This is a genomic window from Prevotella sp. HUN102 (assembly GCF_000688375.1).
GTDB lineage: Bacteria > Bacteroidota > Bacteroidia > Bacteroidales > Bacteroidaceae > Prevotella.
Genome location: NZ_JIAF01000003.1, coordinates 242895 through 262850, shown reverse-complemented (window position 1 = coordinate 262850; position 19956 = coordinate 242895). Strand labels below are relative to the sequence as shown.

16 protein-coding genes and 1 tRNA gene are annotated in these 19956 nt (G+C 50.6%); 4 read left to right on the top strand and 13 right to left on the bottom strand.

The window, feature by feature from the left end:
* The first annotated feature begins 440 nt into the window (after positions 1-440).
* On the top strand, positions 441-665 hold the full coding sequence (locus tag P150_RS0104230) for a hypothetical protein (protein WP_028896618.1): 225 nt from the start codon (positions 441-443) through the stop codon (positions 663-665).
* A gap of 149 nt (positions 666-814) precedes the next feature.
* Here the strand turns inward: P150_RS0104230 and P150_RS0104225 are convergent, their stop codons facing one another.
* The 3 genes from P150_RS0104225 to P150_RS0104215 all read right to left on the bottom strand — a co-directional run bounded on the left by P150_RS0104225 (position 815) and on the right by P150_RS0104215 (position 5179).
* Positions 815-1771 carry a DUF6057 family protein gene (locus P150_RS0104225; RefSeq protein WP_028896617.1) on the bottom strand — a complete coding sequence of 319 codons (957 nt, stop codon included), beginning with the start codon at positions 1769-1771 and terminating at the stop codon, positions 815-817.
* A gap of 200 nt (positions 1772-1971) precedes the next feature.
* Positions 1972-4044: an alpha amylase C-terminal domain-containing protein gene (locus tag P150_RS0104220; RefSeq protein WP_028896616.1), complete on the bottom strand. Its 2073-nt coding sequence runs from the start codon at positions 4042-4044 to the stop codon at positions 1972-1974.
* 22 nt (positions 4045-4066) lie between these two features.
* Entirely contained in the window at positions 4067-5179 is a 1113-nt protein-coding gene (locus tag P150_RS0104215) for a phosphatidylinositol-4-phosphate 5-kinase (protein WP_028896615.1), read from the bottom strand.
* 910 nt (positions 5180-6089) lie between these two features.
* Here P150_RS0104215 and P150_RS0104205 point away from each other — a divergent pair.
* Positions 6090-6644, top strand: a complete 555-nt coding sequence (locus tag P150_RS0104205; RefSeq protein ID WP_028896613.1) for an NAD(P)H-dependent oxidoreductase — start codon at positions 6090-6092, stop codon at positions 6642-6644.
* A 496-nt stretch (positions 6645-7140) separates the two neighbouring features.
* Here the strand turns inward: P150_RS0104205 and P150_RS0104200 are convergent, their stop codons facing one another.
* From P150_RS0104200 to P150_RS0104150, 10 genes are all read right to left on the bottom strand, one after another.
* Positions 7141-7674, bottom strand: a complete 534-nt coding sequence (locus P150_RS0104200; protein ID WP_028896612.1) for a 5-formyltetrahydrofolate cyclo-ligase — start codon at positions 7672-7674, stop codon at positions 7141-7143.
* 202 nt (positions 7675-7876) lie between these two features.
* Positions 7877-9499, bottom strand: a complete 1623-nt coding sequence (locus tag P150_RS0104195; protein WP_028896611.1) for a S41 family peptidase — start codon at positions 9497-9499, stop codon at positions 7877-7879.
* Positions 9480-9926, bottom strand: a complete 447-nt coding sequence (locus P150_RS0104190) for a dCMP deaminase family protein (RefSeq protein ID WP_028896610.1) — start codon at positions 9924-9926, stop codon at positions 9480-9482. The genes P150_RS0104195 and P150_RS0104190 overlap by 20 nt, the downstream gene beginning before the upstream one ends.
* A 21-nt stretch (positions 9927-9947) precedes the next feature.
* Positions 9948-12053 carry a M3 family metallopeptidase gene (locus P150_RS0104185; RefSeq protein WP_028896609.1) on the bottom strand — a complete coding sequence of 702 codons (2106 nt, stop codon included), beginning with the start codon at positions 12051-12053 and terminating at the stop codon, positions 9948-9950.
* 72 nt (positions 12054-12125) lie between these two features.
* Positions 12126-12788 carry a Crp/Fnr family transcriptional regulator gene (locus P150_RS0104180; RefSeq protein ID WP_028896608.1) on the bottom strand — a complete coding sequence of 221 codons (663 nt, stop codon included), beginning with the start codon at positions 12786-12788 and terminating at the stop codon, positions 12126-12128.
* 366 nt (positions 12789-13154) lie between these two features.
* The gene (locus P150_RS0104170) at positions 13155-14180 is read right to left on the bottom strand and encodes an FAD:protein FMN transferase (protein WP_028896607.1); all 1026 of its coding nucleotides are present in this window, start codon (positions 14178-14180) and stop codon (positions 13155-13157) included.
* A gap of 54 nt (positions 14181-14234) precedes the next feature.
* Positions 14235-14927: a DUF6048 family protein gene (locus P150_RS0104165; protein ID WP_028896606.1), complete on the bottom strand. Its 693-nt coding sequence runs from the start codon at positions 14925-14927 to the stop codon at positions 14235-14237.
* Positions 14878-15369: a DUF6452 family protein gene (locus P150_RS0104160; protein WP_036932064.1), complete on the bottom strand. Its 492-nt coding sequence runs from the start codon at positions 15367-15369 to the stop codon at positions 14878-14880. Before P150_RS0104160 ends, P150_RS0104165 begins: the two co-directional genes overlap by 50 nt.
* A 57-nt stretch (positions 15370-15426) precedes the next feature.
* Positions 15427-16389 (bottom strand): glycosyltransferase family 2 protein, encoded by a 963-nt coding sequence (locus P150_RS0104155; RefSeq protein WP_028896604.1) that lies wholly within the window; start codon positions 16387-16389, stop codon positions 15427-15429.
* 8 nt (positions 16390-16397) lie between these two features.
* Entirely contained in the window at positions 16398-16943 is a 546-nt protein-coding gene (locus tag P150_RS0104150) for a DUF4199 domain-containing protein (RefSeq protein WP_028896603.1), read from the bottom strand.
* Positions 16944-17198: 255 nt separating this feature from the next.
* On the opposite strand from P150_RS0104150, the gene P150_RS0104145 reads away from it, so the two are divergent.
* Positions 17199-17272 (top strand) — tRNA-Thr (locus P150_RS0104145).
* Between the two features lie 730 nt (positions 17273-18002).
* Positions 18003-19808, top strand: coding sequence for a T9SS type A sorting domain-containing protein (locus P150_RS0104135; protein WP_028896602.1), 1806 nt, complete (start codon positions 18003-18005; stop codon positions 19806-19808).
* Positions 19809-19956: the final 148 nt, after the last annotated feature.

The following is a 19956-nucleotide window of genomic DNA, read 5'->3' as shown; positions in this document are numbered from 1 at the left end:
GCACATTATCAAAACGAAATCTGTGTGTCTGTGCCATCTGTGAGAGATTCCTGATTTGCGAAATCTGCGCTATCTGCGAGAACCTAAACCTCAAAAAATACAGAATCATAGAGATTTATTCGCGAGATTCGCACTATCTGCGAGAGCCTGAAAATCGGTGAGATTCATTCTTCGCAAAAACGCATTTCATTCTTCGCAAAAATGCACTGCAATCTTGCGAAGATTGCAAGCCATTCTTCGCACAAACGCAATTCGCACTTTTATCTGTTGGAAACAACGGTTGTTTTGCTGCATTTCTCCTGCACGCATTTCTCTCACCATTCATCGCACGGAAAGTCTTTCTTCCCTCTTTTACTTGCACAGATTAAAAATATATGGTAACTTTGCTTCTAAGAAAATGAGAAGAAAAAAGAAAGAAAAATCAATTATATTTTAGACTTATGGAAGATAACAAGAACAAGAAAAATGGCTTGAAATGGATAGTCGGCATTGCGATTCTAACACTCGTTGGTGGAGGAATTTTCTTTGCCACGCAGGCTCCTGAAGGTGCTCAGCCAACCGAAGAAGGACTGACCGAAGAGGAGATAGGCGAAGAACCGGTGAGCAACGGCGACTCAACGGCTGTTACCAACGAAATCAGTATGGAGCAGGCAGGAGGGAAATGAAGTCTGGAGACGAGGAAACAAGGGGACAAGTGGACGAGGAGAAAAGGAAACAAGACAGTTAAGAATTATCCGAATAGCAAATCTCCTCGTCTTCTTGTTCTCTCGTCTCCTTGTCCCCTAAATATCCAACTTCCTCGTTCCCTTCCTAATTATCTCTCGAAATAATACTTTGTGTAGCTGCCCTCTTCGTAGGGTTGCTGTGGCTTTTCGCCACGGTTTATCTTTGCAAAGAGCGCATTGGCTTCGGCATAATAGCGGGGACGGAGGCTGTCTACGGGATAGTATTCGGAGAGGTATCGGGCGAAGTTGTGGAGATCGCGGTTCAGAAGAAAGCCCGTGAGCTGGTAGTTGGCAGAACGTTTCGTTGCGTTTATCAGCACGCTGTCGGGCTGCAACATTGAATGCACAATGCCCGGACGCAGCACCTTGCCCCCGCCCACCAACGGATAGTGGAAAAGACTGTCGCCGAGATGTCCCGTTCGTGCCACGGCATAGATGGTAAGCATCGACGTTACGGAGTCGGTCTCGCCCATCTTCCTGATGAGTTGCAGGGCTTCCCTGTATTCACGATTGTAGACCGCCGCCTCGATTTTCGCCCGCTGATGGAACGCTCTGTTGCCATTGCTCAGCAGCCCCACGAAAAGAAACTGAAGAACGAGTGTGCCCAGATTTATCCAGACGAGCTGTGAGAATGGCCCTGTCGTACGGAGCTCGCGCTCGTAGGGCTCGTATCGCTTCACATAGAGTATGACGGCCGTGTAGGCTATGAGCATAATCGGCACAATCCACACCCAAGCACCTATCGAAAGACGGTCTTTTATATCGGGACTGACGGCCGAAATCACGGTGAGAAAGAGAATGGAGGGGAAATAAGTGAGTGCGAATCCACGCTTTCGGAGCTTCAGAAACGAGTTGATTCCTACTTGCAGCACCTGCAACGTGAGCGTGATGAGGATTGCTCCCACCCAAGGATGATAGAAGGTTTGCCCACCGGATGCCACGTGCTGCGTAACCTGCATTACTTCTGCTTGATAGAAAAACAGGTAGCAGAAGGTGAATGTGCAAAAAAGAAATGCGCAGACGATGCGCGTAAATTTACTTTCCATCGGTTGTTTTAATGTCGGTCGGACGGGAAAATGATTCTGCAAGTCAGCCGGAAAGACTATGAACAAGGGACGGAAGGACAAACGGACAGGGGAAAGATACTCTTTCCCGATTCATTTTTCCCTGTCGGTCCGTCCTCCCTCCTTCTGTTTCCCTGTATATTTATAAACTTATCCACTTGCAGAGCCGTTTCCCTTCCCTCTTATTTTTTCCTGAGTATCACGCCGCTTCTCGCTGGGATATAGAGTTTCAGCCATCCCTTGTGCTGATCGGCATACATCGGGTCGGGGTTCGTGAAGTGCTCTATGCTGTCGTCGGCAAAGCCGAAGCCGCCGAACTCCCGCGCATCGGTGTTGAGCACCACGCTGTATGAGCCTTCGGGAACGAGAAATCCGTAGTCGCTGAACGAACGGGTGGGCGAAAAGTTGAACACAAACACGAGTCCGCCGCGCGAGAATGCCAGAATCTGGTCGCCGTCGTTGTGCCATATTTCCTGCAAGGGCGTCTCGTTGAAGTGCTTTTCGCTCTTGAGCGTTTCGAGCAGCCGACGGTCGAAATCGCCGAGATAGTGATAGCAGAGGTCGTGATTGTCCACCAGATTCCACTGCCGGCGCGCATACTTGTGGCTCCATCCGTTGCCCTCTCTCGGGAAATCAATCCATTCGGGATGCCCAAACTCGTTGCCCATAAAGTTCAGGTAGCCGCCGTTGATGGTGGAAACCGTGACCATCCTTATCATTTTGTGGAGCGCAATGCCGCGGCGTGCCATCTCGTTCTCGTCGCCTTTCTTGAAATGCCAGTACATATCGGCGTCTACAAGTCGGAAGATAATGGTCTTGTCGCCCACCAGAGCCTGATCGTGCGACTCGCAATAGGAAATCGTTTTCTCGTCGGCACGACGGTTTTTAACCTCCCAGAAGATGGAGGAAGGCTTCCATTCCTCGTCCGGAAGTTCCTTGATGGTCTTGATCCAGAAGTCGGGAATGTTCATCGCCATACGGTAATCGAAACCATATCCTCCGTCGGCAAACTTGGCAGCAAGCCCCGGCATACCCGAAACTTCCTCTGCAATGGTTATCGCATTCTTGTTCACCTCGTGGATAAGACAGTTGGCCAGCGTGAGATAACAGATGGCATTGTCGTCCTCGTGTCCGTTGAAGTAGTCGCCGTAGCCGCCGAAAGCCTCGCCCAGACCGTGGCTGTAATAGAGCATCGACGTTACGCCGTCGAAACGGAAGCCGTCGAAATGGTATTCCTCCAGCCAGTACTTGCAGTTGGAGAGTAGGAAGTGTATCACCTCGTCCTTGCCATAGTCGAAGCAGAGCGAGTCCCACGCGGGATGCTCGTGTCGGTCGCCGGGATAGAAATACTGGTTGGGGTCGCCGGCAAGATTGCCCAGTCCCTCCACTTCGTTCTTCACGGCGTGCGAATGAACGATGTCCATTATCACGGCAATGCCGTTCCGGTGAGCCTCATCTATGAGTGCTTTCAGCTCCTCGGGCGTGCCGAAACGAGAGCTTGCTGCGAAGAACGAACTTACGTGGTAGCCGAAGCTGCCGTAATAGGGGTGTTCCTGAATCGCCATTATCTGAATGGCGTTGTATCCGGCCTTGACAACACGGGGCAGAACATTGTCCTTGAACTCCGTGTATGTGCCCACCCTCTCGGCATCCTGTCCCATACCGATATGGCATTCATAGATGAGGAGCGGCCGGGTGTCAGGCTTGAAGGTCTTCTTCCTCCACTTGTATTCCTGTTCGGGATGCCACACCTGCGCCGAGAATATCTTCGTAGCCTCGTCCTGTACCACACGCTGTGCCCACGCCGGTATTCTTTCGCCTTCGCCTCCGTCCCACAGGACGTACATCTTGTAGAGGTCGCCGTGCTTCATCTTGTCGTCGTCCAGATACAGTTCCCAGTTGCCCGTGCCCTCGATGCGCTTCAGTTTGTACTCCTCACGGAACTGCCAGCCGTTGAAGTCGCCCCGGAGATAGATTTCCCTTGCGTTGGGTGCCCACTCACGGAACACCCATCCCTTGTCAGTCTTGTGCAGACCGAAGTATTCATAACCGTTGGCAAAGTCCGACAGACGCTGCCTGCCGTTCTGCGTGAGCTGCGAAATCTTCCACACCACGTGGTCGTGGCGGCCCTTAATAGCCTCGTTGAACGGTTCGAGATACGTGTCGTTCCGTGCGATGCCCATCAGTTGCGGTGCATTCTTCGTTTTCCTTGGGCTTGATGCAGCCTTTCCTGTATTCTGTTTCTTTGTTGCCATAGTCGGTCTTGTTTGTTTGTCGTTAGTTGTTTTGTCTTACACCATCCTCATAGAATCCCCTTGCCGTAACGGCACCGTTCCTGTCCCGCTCGGTAAACCTGCCGTGGCGTTTGTCGTTTCTGTATGCACCCTCGAACCGTTTTCCGTCGGCATCCTCCTCCACGGCCTCGCCGTTGCGCTTGCCGTCCTTGTAAGTGCCTCGGAACTTGCTTCCGTCGGCGTATCTTATGATGACCAGTCCGTCCATCATTCCGTTTCTGAACTGTCCTTCTATCACGTCGTGGCTCTTCTTGGTCAGCTTTCCCTGACCGCTCATCAGGTCTTTCTCCCAGTTGCCGGTGTAAATATCGCCGTTGTGCCACGCCATCGTGCCGAACCCGGAACGGAATCCCTTAAGGAAACGACCGGTGTATTTGTCGCCGTTCTTGTACTGCATAATTCCCTCGCCGGTGCGTTCGCCGTTCAGGTAGTCGCCTTCATACTTGTCGCCGTTCTTGTATTTGTAGATACCCTTGCCCGACTGGAGGTCATTTTTCCAGTCGCCGTTGTATTCCTCGCCGTTGGCATAGAGGTAGATGCCCTTGCCTTCCTTCACGTTGTTCGCCCAGTCGCCAATGAACTTCGAGCCGTCGCCCCAGTCGAACTTGCCGTGTCCGTGCTTTGCGTCGTTCTTCCATTGTCCGTCGTAGTAGGCACCGTTGGCAAAGGTGTACTTTCCCAATCCCTCACGCTTGTCGTTCACCCACTCGCCGTCGTAGACGTCGCCGTTGTAATAGTACATCTTGCCCCGTCCGTGCTGAAAATCCTTGTACCAAAGGCCGTCGTATCTGTTTCCGTTCTTGAACGTATATACACCCTGTCCGTGCTGCTGGTCCTGAAACCACTGGCCGGAATACTTCTCGCCGTCCGAAAAGGTGTAAGTGCCTTCGCCGTGGCGTTTCCCCTTTTCGTATTCGCCCTCATAGACGTCGCCGTTCTTGTAGACAGCCCTTCCCTTTCCGGCAGGCTTTCCGTGCGAAAGTTGTCCTTCGTATTTTCCTCCGTCCTTCGTCACCGTGGTTCCCGTTGCATAGTTCTGCGCCGTGGAAAGCATCGGCAGGAATGAGAATAACAATGATATATACAGATTTTTCACTTCGTTACCAGTTAAATTTGAATTCTACTTACTTGCAAAGATACATTATTATTATGGCATCCCCAAATATCTAAACTTTTTTTAATTTCTGTGAAGTGTGCGCCATCGGTGGGAGGCTGTTTCCCGTTGATAACGCAGATTATGCAGATTCCACCTCTCATTCATTTGCGTTATCAGCGAAATTTGTGTGAGAGGGTTCTCGCAGATGGCGCAGATTGCGCTGATTTATTTTTCATTTTATTTGCGGGATATGCGAAATCGGCCAAAGAAGTTGTATGGCGACAGGAATCTGTGCCATCCTTGAAAACTTCGTTTTCTCTGTGGCAGCACATTATCAAATTGAAATCTGTGTATCTGTGCCATCTGTGAGAGATACTTGCTTTGCGTAATTTGCGTAATCTGCGTGAGATTTTTCTCGCAGATAGCGCAGATTGCACTGATTTATTCTTCATTGATTTGCGGGATTTGCGAAATCGGCGAAAGATATATTTATCACACTAATTATCAAATATTTAACAACAAATTTTATTCTTCGCAAAAACGCAATTCATTCTTCGCAAAAACGCGCTGCAATCTTGCGAAGATTGCAAGCCATTCTTCGCAAGATTGGAAAAGCGAGAATACAGGATGTGAAGATGCCTAATAGTTCTGGGCTATTGAAAGTGCATACAAAGGAGATAACAATCCGTAGAATTGGCGCATTTCTGCCGTAAAAAATGTTGTGGAAGTCCGGAATAATAAGTGTATCTTTGCAAATAGATAGATGGTTATTAAACCATCTCGGTTATGACAAATCAGGAATATGACCGTTCGCGAGGCGCAAGGAAGCTCGTTGCCGTGTACGAATAAAGGTGCTGCAAGGAGTGGGAAGACGCCGGCGAAGGGTCGGTAACTAATAAGGAAAAAGAAAATGAAAAATGTATTGATTGTATCCGGACACACAGATTTGAACGGTTCAGTAGCTAACAGACTGGTAATCGACGAGCTGAAGCAGGCTTTCCCCGAAGCCGAGCTTTCTATTCTGAACGAGCTTTACCCTGACTTCAACATCGACGTGCAGGCAGAACAGGAGAAACTCTTGAAGGCCGACATCATCGTATGGCAGTTCCCTGTCTTCTGGTACAGTATGCCCTCCTTGCTCCGTCGTTGGATTGAGCAGGTATGCACGCACGGCTTTGCCTACGGCAGCACGGGCGAGAAGCTCAAGGGCAAGAAGCTCTTCGTTTCGTTCACGCTGGGTGCGCCGGAAGCTGCTTATTCCCGCGAGGGCGTCGGCTATACGATTGACGAAATCATCGGCTCACAGATCAAGTCTATCGCAGCACTCTGCCAGTTGGATCTTCAGGAAGCCATCTACACCGGCGGCGTGAACTCTGCCCTCAGCGGCGATCCTTCGGTGCTCGAAAACATCAAGATGCTGAGCAACAATCAGGCTTTGAGACTCATCGAAGCCATCAAGGCATAGAAATCGGCCGACAAGAGAGCGAGGGAACAACCCGGCAAGGAGATTTGTATTTCACGAATGCTATTCCCTGCCGGTTTGTTCCCTTGTTTTATGCTTCCTTTCAGCGCATAATGCTCATATTTCCAATCCTTCTGCTCCATAAGACAGACTTCTCCCTACACAAGCCCAAAAGCACAGTGAGTTCCTTGAATGCTTTGCATTCTCTGTGGAGAAATAATTTCTGTGAATTTATGGCATCTGTGAGAGATAAAAACCAAAGAAGAATAAATACTTTCCAGAGCATTATTACACTTCTTAGTTTGGGATTATCCTGATTAAGGCAAAGAAATGCTGTTGCCTGTCAAAGAAAATTCACGAAAACACGTTATATCATTCAGCAATAACTATTTAATGCGCAGCATATTGAAGACATTAGACAAGGAGGGATTACTTCCCGTACACACAACGCAGTAAAGACAAACAGCCTTAAGTTCAGGAAATTCTGAACTCAAAGCTGTTATAAAACCTCGTCCACCTTCTGGTCCAGTTCGTCTGTCGGAATGGAAGGGAGCTTCTGGAAGTCGAAACAGATGCCGAGCTTATAGGCTGACGGGACTTGCGAGAGGAAACGGTCGTAATAGCCTTTGCCGCGGCCGAGACGGTTTCGGGCGTCGTCGAAGCTCATTCCCGGCACGGCGATGAAGTCTATCTTGTCGTAATCGGTAAAGAGTGCGCCGATGGGTTCGAGAATGTGGTAGGAACTCTCGGCCATATCGTCGGAACCGGTGTAATGGCGAATCTCCATTTCGGTCTCGCTGACAACAACGGGCAGAAGCACCTGCTTGCCTGCCGCCACCATCTCGTCCACAAAATCGTGTGTGAAAACCTCGTCGGGCAGAGAATGATAGAGCAAGACGGTTTTGGCAGCCTTCAGCTTGGGATGGCTGCGCAACCTGTCGATAACAGGAAACGACAATTCGCGCAACTGTTCTTGCGTGAATTGCCGTTTCCGATTTCTTATTTCTTTTCGCAGTTCGGGTTTTGTAATCATAATAGAGGGCTTCATTCGACTCTCCTTTCGGGAGAAAGGAGGATGCCGATGGAAGCAGTTATAGGTTAATGAGATTTATATCTCGGGCTTGCAAGTCCATATTTTTCCATATACCGTAATGGTATATTTGTTTTTTCGCCTGCAATTCCACTCTTTCAAACGACGGAACAAGGGGACAAACGCTGCGTGGAAAAGGGATTTCTTACTTCTTCTTCGGGAATGATTCGCCTTTTCTGAACACCTCGAGGGCTGCCTTGATCATCTTGTCGTCCTGATTGAGGAACTCGCTCCAAGCCTGATCGTCGAGAATGTTGTAGATGATACGGCTGTGGATGTAGGTCTGCAGCAGGCCGTTCGACTTCCTGATGAGGTTGTTCCTGCGGCGGAGACCGTTCTTCTCGGCATAGCCGGCAAAATCTTCCACGAGACCCAAGCCTTTCAGATAGTTCGACAAGGGCTTCATTTCGGTGAATTGGCTGAGCTTCTGACGGTTTTCATCGGTGTACTTGAATGCGTACTGGAGAATAAGCCCGCTCATCGCAGCCTCCTTATAATAAGAGGTAATGTTGCTCGTGTCCTCGGCAATGAAAATATCAGGCGTGATACCGCCGCCGCCATAAACCGTTCTGCCGTTCGACGTGTGATAGGCAGGCCCCGTGTGCTTGATACTGTCCTGATAGAAGAACTCGCCGTGCTGATAGCGGGCAAGCATATCAAGCTCGTAGTCGGCACGGTCGCCGGGCTTGAAGGGCTTCTGTATGCAGCGTCCAGAAGGCGTATAGTAGCGGGCGATGGTCAGCCGGATCATACTTCCGTCGGGGAACTGTATCTGCTGCTGCACGAGTCCCTTTCCGAAGGAGCGTCGGCCAACGATGGTGCCGCGGTCGTTGTCCTGAATCGCCCCTGCGAAGATTTCGGCGGCAGAGGCCGAACTCTCATTGATGAGCACCACGAGGGGGATGTTCTGATACTTTCCCTTGCCGTGGCAGCGGTATTCCTTGCGAGGACTCTTGCGTCCTTCGGTGTAGACAATGAGCTGATTCTGCTTGAGAAACTCCTCGAGCATCCGAACGGCACTGTCGAGATAGCCTCCGGTGTTGTCGCGGAGGTCGATAACGAGGTTATTGGCACCCTGCACCGTCAGATTGGTGAGCGACGCAAGCATTTCGCCGTGTGTGTTCTCGCCGAAATTCTTGATGCGCATATAGCCCGTTGTCTCGTCGAGCATATAGGTTGCCGACACGCTTTTCGTGATAATGTCGCCGCGGGTGAGCGTGAAATACTTCACATTCTTCTCGCCAAAACGCTTTATGCCAATCTTTACCCTCGAATCCTTCGGGCCTTTCAGACGGTGCATAGCCTCCTCGTTGGTTACGATTTCGCCCACAAACGGCTTATCGTCCACGCTCACAATCTTGTCGCCGGCAAGCATACCGGCCTTGTCGGCAGGTCCGTCCTTGATTACATTCTGTATATGGATGGTGTCTTCACGGATGGTAAATTCCACTCCGATGCCCGAAAACGAGCCTTTGAGGTCGTCGGTAGCCATCTGAACCTCCTTTGCGCTGATGTAAACGGAGTGCGGATCCAGTTCGGCGAGAATCTGCGGGAGTGCTTTCTCCACGAGTTCGTCGATGTTTACCGAATCAACATACTGATCGTCTATGATATGCAGCAGGTTACTGAGACGGCTGCTGCCGTTGTTGATGATGTTCAGGCGGTTGCCTGAGAAATGATTGGTAATGAAAACGCCGATCAACACGCCGATGACGATGCACAGGGCAAGCCACAGGGGCATAAAACGGTTAGTCTTGTTCTGACTCATTGTCTTCAAGATTTAAATATTCTACCTCAATATTGGCGCGTCTCAGCAGGTCGATGCCGTCCGTGAGACGGTATTTCTCCGCATACACCACGCGCTTTATTCCCGACTGTATGATGAGTTTCGCACACTCTATGCAGGGAGAGGCCGTAACGTAGAGCGTAGAGCCTTCGCTGTTGTTGCCGCTCCGTGCCAACTTCGTGATGGCATTGGCCTCAGCGTGCAGCACGTAGGGCTTGGTTATGTCGTTCTCGTCCTCGCACATATTCTCGAAACCACTTGGCGTGCCGTTATATCCGTCGCTGATGATCATCTTGTCCTTGACCACAAGCGCACCCACCTGCCGGCGTTTGCAGTAAGAGTTTTCCGCCCATACACGTGCCATACGCAGGTATCGGTTGTCGAGCAGTGTCTGTTTTCTGTCCATCATCTCCTTTTCACGTCTCACATCTCACTTTTCACATTTCCCACTTTCCCTCTTCCTTATTCCGTTCCGTTCGAGCAGTGCGTCGATGGTAGGTTCCTGTCCGCGGAAACGCTTGTAGAGTGTCATCGGATGCTCGGTGCTGCCCTTTGAAAGCACGTTGTCGCGGAAACTCTGGGCAGTTGCACGGTCGAAGATGCCGTTCTTCCTGAACAAGCTGAACGCATCGGCATCGAGCACCTCCGCCCATTTGTAGCTGTAATAGCCGGCGGCATAGCCACCTGCCATAATGTGGGAGAACTGCGTGGTCATACAAGTGCCCTCAAGCTGATTGCCGACGATGGCCTTTTCCCACGCCTTTTTCTCGAAAGCGATGATATCTTCCCTAAATTCGTCCTTCTGCGTGTAGTAAGCCATATCCAAAAGTCCGAAACTTACCTGTCGGAGACAAGCCGTTGCAGCCTGAAAGTTCCGGCTTGCAATGATTTTGTCAATCAGTTCGTCGGGCATCGGATCGCCGGTCTCGTAATGGAAGGCGAAGGTGCGGAGGAAGTCTTTCTCCACGGCGAAGTTTTCCATAAACTGCGACGGCAGTTCCACGAAGTCCCACCATACGTTTGTGCCCGACTGGCTTTCAAAACGGCTGTTGGCAAACATACCGTGGAGCGAATGCCCGAACTCGTGCAGAAAGGTTTCCACCTCGCCCAGACGGAGCAATGCGGGCTTTTCGTCGGTAGGTTTGGAGAAATTCATTACCAGAGAGGCGTGCGGACGTATGTTCTCGCCCTCGCGTGTGATGCGCTGTCCCTGATATTCCGTCATCCAAGCACCGTCGCGCTTGCCCTTGCGGGGGAAGAAATCCACGTAGAGCACGGCGAGATAAGAGCCGTCCTTGTCGAACACCTCGTAAGGCTTCACATCGGGATGGTACACCGGAATCTCCCTGTTTTCCTTGAAAGTGATGCCATAGAGACGGGTAGCCAGACCGAAGACACCCTTGATTACATTGTTCAGCTCGAAATAAGGACGGAGCATTTCGGGGTCGAGGTCGTATTTTGCCAACTTCAACTGATGAGCATAATATGCCGAATCCCACGGCATCAGTTTGAAGTTTTCGCCCTCGCGCTCCTTCGCCAGCGAGCGCAGTTCGTCGAGTTCCTCCACAGCCGTAGGCTTATAGGCCTCGATGAGACTGTCGAGCAGGTTGTAAACGTTCTGCACATTGCTTGCCATACGGTATTTCATCACGAAGTCGGCATAGGTGTCGTAGCCCAGAAGCTGCGCCATTTCGCGGCGCAGGTTTATCAAGCGGCGGCAGACCTCGAGGTTGTTCTCGTCGTTCGCCTTTATACCCATCGTGTTGCGTGCCATATACATTTCCTCGCGCAGGTTCCGCTGCGTGCTGTACATCATAAAAGGACCGTAGCTCGGAGCGTCGAGCGTGAACACCCAGCCCTCCAGCCCGCGCTCCCGGGCTGCCGAACGGGCACTCTCACGCACGGTTTCGGGCAGTCCCCCGAGCTGTTTCTCGTCCGTGATGTGCAGCGTATAGGCCTTGTTTTCCTTCAGCAGGTTCTGCGAGAACTGCAGCGAGAGCATACTTGCCTCTTCCGAAATCCTGCGCAGCTTGTCCTTTCCTGCCTCATCGAGCAGCGCACCGCTCCGCACGAAGCCGTCGTAGCTTTCCTCGAGCAGCTTGCTTTCCTCGGGCGTAAGCTCCCGATGGTGCTCGTGAACCGCCCTGATGCGCTCGAAAAGCCTCGGGTTCAGGCTCACGTCGTTGCTGTGCTTCGTGAGGATGGGGCTCATTTTCTGCGCCAGAGCGTCCATTTCGTCGTTGGTTTCGGCACTGAGCATATTGAAGAAAACCGTCTCCACGCGCGAAAGCAGGTCGTAATAGTGCTTGCGGCCTTCCACCTCGTCTTCCCGAATGAGCGTGTTGTCGAATGTAGGTTCCTCCGGGTCGTTGATTGTTTTCTCTATCTGCTCGTCCTCACGCCTGATTCCCTCGAGCATAGCCTCCTCGTAGTCGGCAGGCGTTATCTTGTCGAAAGGTACGGTTTCGTGTGGTGTATCGTAAGGTTCAAAAAAGGGATTGACGCGCTTTCCCTCTTCCAATGTATCTTTTGTCATTTCGTTCTTTCTGTGCATAATAAGCACAAAGTTACAAAATAAGGAAATCAATAACAAAAAATACCCGAAGTTTTAACGCAATTTTTCTAATAACGGGATATGGATCAGACTGCGTGCGAGCGTTATCAGTCCCTCGGTCTGCAAACCGTTGAGCATCCTCGACACGTTCAGCCGGCTTTCGTGTATCTCATTGGCTAAGTCCTGCATCTTTATATGAACCGTTTTCGGTCCGGCAGGAGTGATGCAGCGCATCTTCAGGAAACCGAAGAACTTCTCCCTGATACCCTCCGGCTGCCGCTGCCACGGCACACGGCTGCCGCGCTGCGCCTGAGTGGAAATGATGTTGAAGAAGTTCAGCCGGAAGATGAGATAATTGTCAGAAAGTTTCAGCACCTCATTCTTGTCTATCGAAAGCAGGTTGCAGTTCGTCTTCGCCGTGTAGGTCTTGGAGTGATAGTGCATCAGTCCGAAGAGCCTTTCGGGCTGAATCACGGCAGGTGCGGCCACTTCCTCCTCGATGGAATAGCTGTTGTCGTCGGCTCGGCTCTCCACCTCCATCCGTCCGTCCATCAGGAAATAAAGCACGCTGCATTTGTCATTATCCTTTACCAACGCCGTTCCCCTTTCCAACTTATGGAAATCGAACTTCGTGGTGTCCACGATTTCCGACAGATCCCCGCTGCCGATGCCAATGAACAGCGGCAGTTCGAGTAGCTTATCATAGATTTGCAGCATATATATTATGGTGGCTCCGCCCCCTGTTTCTCTCCGAAAGGAGAACTTGCAGCGAGGCGTTTTGTTGTAAATACAGGTAATACTTATACTCCTTAACGCAACTTTACGGGAAATATTGTCTGAGCACAGAAGAAGACCGAACTCAGATATGATTTGCAAATGACCGAAGAACGCATTTCAATCTTCGCAAAAATGGAAAGCAAACGTGCGAAGAATGGAACGCATTCTTCGCACGTTTGGAAACAATGGCTTTACAACCTGATTTTCAGCTACTTAAAAAGACTGAAAAATGATTGATGCACGGGATTTACTCTAACCGAAAGACATAAAATAATCAGCAGATGAGTTTATATGGATAACCTCTCCTTACCTCACGATTTTCTTTTCCAAGGAGGGGCTGTACCACTCTTTCAGGTTGCCCTTGTCGTCTGAATAGATGAAATACACCATCAGGTCGGGGTGCTTCTCGAGCAATGCCTTCGCCTTTTCCATTCCCATTACCATAAACGATGTGGCATAGGCGTCGGCTGTGGCGCAGTCTTTCGCGATCACGGTGGCCGAAAGGAGCGAATGCTGCACGGGATAGCCCGTCTTCGGGTCGATGGTGTGGGCGTATTTCCTGCCGTCCTTATAATAGAAGTTGCGGTAGTTTCCGCTCGTCGCCATCGCCTTGTCGGTCAGGTTCAGTATGGTCTGGCAGTCATTGCTCACTGTTACGCTGTCATCCACGGGCTTCTCTATTCCGATATTCCACGGCACACGCTTCTCGCTGTTGCCCGAAACAACCATCTCGCCGCCGATGTTCACCATAAAGTTCCGCACGTCGCGGGCGCGGAGGAAACGTGCCACCACGTCCGTTCCGTAGCCCTTGGCTATTGCCGAGCAGTCTATCATCACGCGGGGGTCGGTCTTTCTGATGGCTTTCCCTACGAGCGAGACTTTCTCATAGCCCACAAACTTTCGGATGCTATCCACCTTTGCCTTCGTGGGCATCGTGTCGGTCTTGAAGCCGAAGCCCCAGAGGTTTACCAATGGTGCGACGGTCATATCGAATGCGCCGTCGGTGTCTTCGGAAATCTGCTTTCCGCGGTCGAACACTTCCACGAACATCTCGTCGAGTTTCGTGTTACGGTTGCTGTTGATTTTCGAGATAACGGACTCTTTGTTAAAGGTAGACAGCGAGTTGTCCACCTTCTGCAACTCGGCAAGAATCTCCTCGTGAAGGTCCTTGTCGCTCTGATACGTAATCTGATAATACGTGCCGAACACGGTGCCTTCGTTGTGCTGATAAGGCATAGTGCGCTGCTGCCGCACGATGAAGACGGTGCCTATAATCAGTGCTGCGAGAAAGGGCAACTGCCAGAGGAGTTTTTTCTTAGTTTTCTGAACCATAATCTTGATTTTTGAACGGAGAGCGGGACTGCCGCACGGCTATGATGGAGCGATTCAAAATGCCACGCTGACGTTGAAGGTTGCGCCTATTCGCGACGAGCCTCCACGTCCGAAGCCCGGAACATACCACGGCGCACCTATCTCACCGTCCTTGTTGTGAATCCTTGTCTTGTATCTTACCGTCCATCCGAGGTGGAGCGGTCCCCAGATTTTCGCATTCACGCCGCCCACCAGTTCTGCCCAGAGGCAGTTTCCGGCTACGTTTGCGGCAGAATAGTCCGTCTTCGTCCCCCACACGGGGTCTGAAACACCGGGGCTTGATATGTCGTATTTAAAAGAGGTGTACGCCACACGGGCACCTACGAGCACACGATAGATGTCGTGCTTGTCTTTCGCTACATTGAAATCGCAGCCTATTCGGCCGTAAGGGGCACTGGTCTTGTAGCTGATTCCCGTAATGTCGTCTTGCTTGTCGGCCTTTCCCATACCGATTTCAACCACCGGAAAGAATCTGTCCTTGAGGTTTATCTGCACCATTCCTTCGTATTGTCCGTAGCCGCTCAGCATCGTCTGTATCGGTCCGATGAGTTCCGTCCCGACGGAAATGCCCCGGAAAAGAGGTGTCGTGTCTTTCTCGGCAGCCTGAACAGGCTTTCTCCGTTGTGCGTCAGCCGTGGAGGGGAGCAGCGAAAGGAGGCTAATTGCCGGAATTGAAATATATGTAAAGATGCTGTTTCGTCTCATCATAGTCTACGTTTGCATTGTTGATAACGATGGAATCGATGCGGTTCCTCGTGTGGCTCACGCCCGTGATGGTGTGGAAATAGGCTGCCGGACAGTCCACGCTCTCGAAATGGGGCTGATTTGTCTTCATTACGGTAACGGTGTCGAGCATCCGACGGCCTGCCGTGTCCGTGTAAAGGAAGAGCAGTTCGTCGGCATCGTGCGCATAGCTCATTGGCAGATAGAAGCTCCGCGCCCCCACAAGCCTGTTGACCATCACGGCATCGTTGCTGTCGGGTCGCAAGGTTATCACGGTGAGCGTGTCGTTCAGCGTGTCGCCCTTCATAGCATATTGCGAATACACCGTAGTGTTGAGCGGGCAATTCACTTCCGAACAAGCCACGAACAGAAGGTTCACGGCTGTTGCCATCAGTAAAAAGGCTATTGTCTGTTTGCGAAAAATCATTTTGAATCCTCTCTTTTCATCGGCCCTGCCGACTCGTTCACATTCCACACCCGCCGCTTAGCTCTCCACGTTCAGCATCTTTTCAATCTGATACTCGTTTCTGCCCGCGCTGCTGCGGCTGATAAGGTCGCCGATGAAGCCGGCAAGGAAGAGCTGCGTGCCGAGCAGCATTGCCGTGAGGGCGATGTAGAACGACGCGTGGTCGGAGAGCAGGTCGCCGTAGACGCCGTTGCAGAGGTCGATGACCTTTTCGCCGAGCAGCCACGTCAGCGCAATGAAACCGATGAAGAACACGAAACTGCCGAGCAGACCGAACACGTGCATCGGTTTCTTGCCGAAATTGGTAAGGAACCACAGCGTGAGCAGGTCCAGATAGCCGTTGAAGAACCGGTTGATACCGAATTTCGTGCTGCCGTACTTGCGCGCCTGATGATGAACCACCTTCTCGCCGATTTTGCCGAAGCCGGCTTCCTTGGCCAAGTACGGAATATAGCGGTGCATTTCGCCGTAGACCTCGATGTTCTTTACCACATCCCGCCTGTAAGCCTTCAGCCCGCAGTTGAAGTCGTGCAGGTTTTTCACGCCGCTGATGGCTCGCGCCGTGGCGTTGAAGAGTTTTGTGGGAATGGTCTTCGTCAGAGGGTCGTAGCGTTTCTGCTTGTAGCCGCTCACGAGGTCGTAGTCCTCCTCGGTGATCATCTTGTAGAGTGCCGGAATCTCATCGGGGGAATCCTGCAGGTCGGCATCCATCGTGATGACCACGTCGCCCTTCGCAGCCTTGAAACCACAGAAGAGAGCCGGGCTCTTGCCGTAATTGCGGCGGAACTTTATGCCGCGCACGTTCTCGTCCTCACGGCTAAGGCGTTCTATCACGTCCCAACTCTCGTCCGTAGAGCCGTCGTTCACGAAGATAATCTCATACGTGAAGTGATTAACCTTCATTACCCTGCGAATCCAAGCGTGGAGTTCGGGCAGACTTTCGTCCTCATTGTAGAGAGGCACTATTACAGAAATGTCCATTTTATATCTTATGAATATTGTTGTTTTGTATTAATCGTGCGCGCCAGTATGGCTGCTATTATGAAGCTGAGAATGGTTCCGAAGAGGCACCCTCGGATAAAACTGGACGCGGCAAAGGCGAACGGCTCGAACATTAATGCCAGAACCTGAAGATATTCCCCGCGGTTCAAGCCCATCGCCTTGAACAACTGGTCGTTTTCGGGCACGTTAATGACCGAGGAAACCATATTCAGCAGTTTCCCGTTGTCGATGAATCTCATATACACCCACTGCATCATTGCAAACAAAAATGAGCCGTTGAAGAAGACTCTTATGCAATAGAACAATGCCCTCTTGAACGAAATGACGCCACCCAGAGCCTCGTTTCTGAAACTCTTCAGCCGTGAGGCGACGAAGAATGGGGAGTAGAGCATCAGGAGAAGACTGCACATCAGCAGCATACCCTGCCACGTAATCGCCAGGAAACAAGCGAAACTCGCCATCCAGATGATTCCCAAATACACGCCGTCGTATCGGGCGTAGGTGCGTAATTGCTTTATCTCGTCGTAATTCATTCTGCAAAATTAATCAAATAATATTATATATAAGGTACTCTTTGTCAAAATTATGTTTTTTTGTTAAAATCAGAAAAATATCCCCTTTCCCTTCAACTGTTCCGAAATTAATTGCTATCTTTGCAGTCGCTTTTCAGAAATGAACAGCCAAACACGGGCAAGTCTCTTACGGCCAGCTCCCTTTGAATCCCCCAGGATGGGAACATAGCAAGGGTATTAGGTTGTAGCGGCGCGATAAGAACAGCTTGCCCACCTGCCTCTTTAGCTCAGTTGGCCAGAGCACGTGATTTGTAATCTCGGGGTCGTTGGTTCGAATCCGACAAGAGGCTCTCAGAAATTCCACTTGAATCAAAACTAAAAGGATTACTCTCATCGGGCAATCCTTTTTTGTTTTCGCAGATTCGCAGGCAAGCAAAGAAAAAAAATACTCCCTCGGAAACAGCATCAATCTTCGTCATTCAATGATTTATAGTTATACAAAGTGTCATCTGTTATCCACTTTGCAAACAACTGAAAATCAACACATAAAACATCATTTTTCATTCTTGCGAAGAATGCGTTACAATCTTCGCAAGATTGCAGTGCGTTTCTGCGAAGAATGGAAGGCGTTTTTGCGAAGATTGCAAACCGCTTCTTTTTTTCTGCTCACAATGCACTTGGCTCTGACGAACTCGGCAAGGCAGATTCTTTGACAAACGACAGGACATCTATCCTAAGACGCACCCATTTTTCATCCTCTTCAGCACCGAATCATCCTCTCACAACCTGCATTCAGCAAGTCATATTGAGCAGCTTTTGCCCGAAAATTCGGCAATAGTGTCCCGCAAAGGCATAGAAAAACAAAAAAAATACGGCTTACATCCATTTTTCTTTACATTTTGAACGGATTTTTGCAAAATTATGCTATCTTTGCATTCTCCTACCACATTATCACTATTCAGCAGAAATACCTGATAAACCAGTAGAATTTATGCAGCAAATTAACCTTTCAGTATATATTCGCGAACAGAAACGTATTGGAAGTAATGCAATATTAATATTTAACCAAAAATTTAACGTATGAGAAAGAAATTTCTACCTTTCTATGCTTCTTGCCTTATGGCAACAGCAGCAGTCGGCGGTCTGGCACTTGTGCCGCAAACCGTGATGGCACAAGCAAAAGCTCCGTCAATGAGCATCGAGACTCCGTCGCTCACAAGAGCCGAGGGCAAAGTGGGCGAAACTATCGTGATGGCGACTTTCAACATCACTACCGAGAACACCACAATGCCCGTAACGCTCCGAACGGCAGGCACACAGGGAAAATTCTTTGAAGTAAGCCCTACGATGATACCAGCCGGCTCGGCCACAACGCCCGTTACCATCAGCTACAAGCCTACTGCCATCGGCAGCCACAAGGCCAACCTGATGATTGAGACAGACGAAATGCCTACCCTCAGCCAGATGATCAAACTGGAAGGCATCGCCATCGACCCGGACAATCCCCCAACGGTAACGATGACTTCCAGCCCTCTCGCCGCCTTCAATGCACAAGTTGGCAAGAAGCACGAGCAGACTATGAAGTTCAACACCAAGAATATGGCAGAGAACACCATCGTAACTCTGGCAAAGAAGAACAAGGTGTTCAAGCTCAGCACCTCTTCTATATATAAGAACTATCCCGGCACGATAAGGGTTTCGTTCGAGCCGACGAGCGAGGGCGAGTTTAAAGACACCATCATCGTTTCTTCCTACGGTCTCACCGAACAGCGTTATCCCATCTCGGGCACGGCAACTCCGGCCGCTACCGTTGAGGAGAAGGAAGGCGTAGACATCAGCACGCTCAGCGCGGAAAACCCTCTCAAGCTGCTGAACGAGAATTTCAACACCGTGGAGAAGAACAAACCGATTGCCCTTGACCGTTGGACAAACGTTGCACTCGCAGGCACCCGTGCTTGGTGGGGCTACAAATTCCCTGAATACGATGCTGAACCAAACGAAATCACTGCAAAAGTTACTCCTTTCGACTCAAAGGTGGAGCCTGGAAACGAGTCAGACTGCAAGATGATGCTCATCACTCCTCCACTCGACTTCGTGAACTCGGCGTCAAAGATGATGACACTCCGTGTCCGCGGCGACTATCTGCAGAACAATATGAAAGACCACTTCGGTGTCTATCTGCTGGATTTCCAGAATGACACACTCTACTCACAAGAGCTGAGCGGCTTCAATCTCCCTGATACAGAGGACGAGAAAGGCGAATGGAACGAATATCACGTAGACCTTTCCGGTCAGAAGGTAAACGGCGGTGTGTTCTTCATCGGCTTCGGATTTGCCAGCAAGCGTGGCGTAAGCAACTCTGCCACCTATTATATAGACGACGTTACCTACGGCCGCACCGACCTTCCATTGCTCAAACCATCTGCAACGGAACTGGCATACACGGCAACTCTGAACAAGGAATGTATTTCTGACGAGATTACCATCGAAACAGAAAACATCACGCAGGACATCAAGCTCACCGTGGGGGGGCCGAACAAGAGCAAGTTCAAGGTTTCCACTCCTACTCTCACAAAGGACGGCGGCAAGTTCAGGGTTTCCTTCAAGTCCGACAAAGTGGGTGTTCATCAGGCTTACGTGAAGATTGCATCCCGCGGTGCTGCCGACAAGTACATCGCGCTCAGCGTGAACAACACGGAAGCTACCGGAATTGAAAGCCTCAACGCCGATGAGAACCTCGGTGCCGTTGCCACCGTATTCGACATTACCGGCAAGCAGGTGCTCACAACCTACAACGTAACCTTCGGCGACCTCAAGTCGCAGCTCGCCCCCGGCATCTACGTGATCAGCTCCGGCAACACTACCAAGAAGGTGGTTGTCGAATAAATCCCTGATTACCGATTGGAGCGTGACTCCAATCGGTAAAATTCTATCCAAATTTTTCCAGATTCCGGATTAAGACTTCCCTTGTATCACTTGCGGAATCGCCCCATAGACTGGGAATTGTATCAAATATCCATTCCTAATCTCGCCA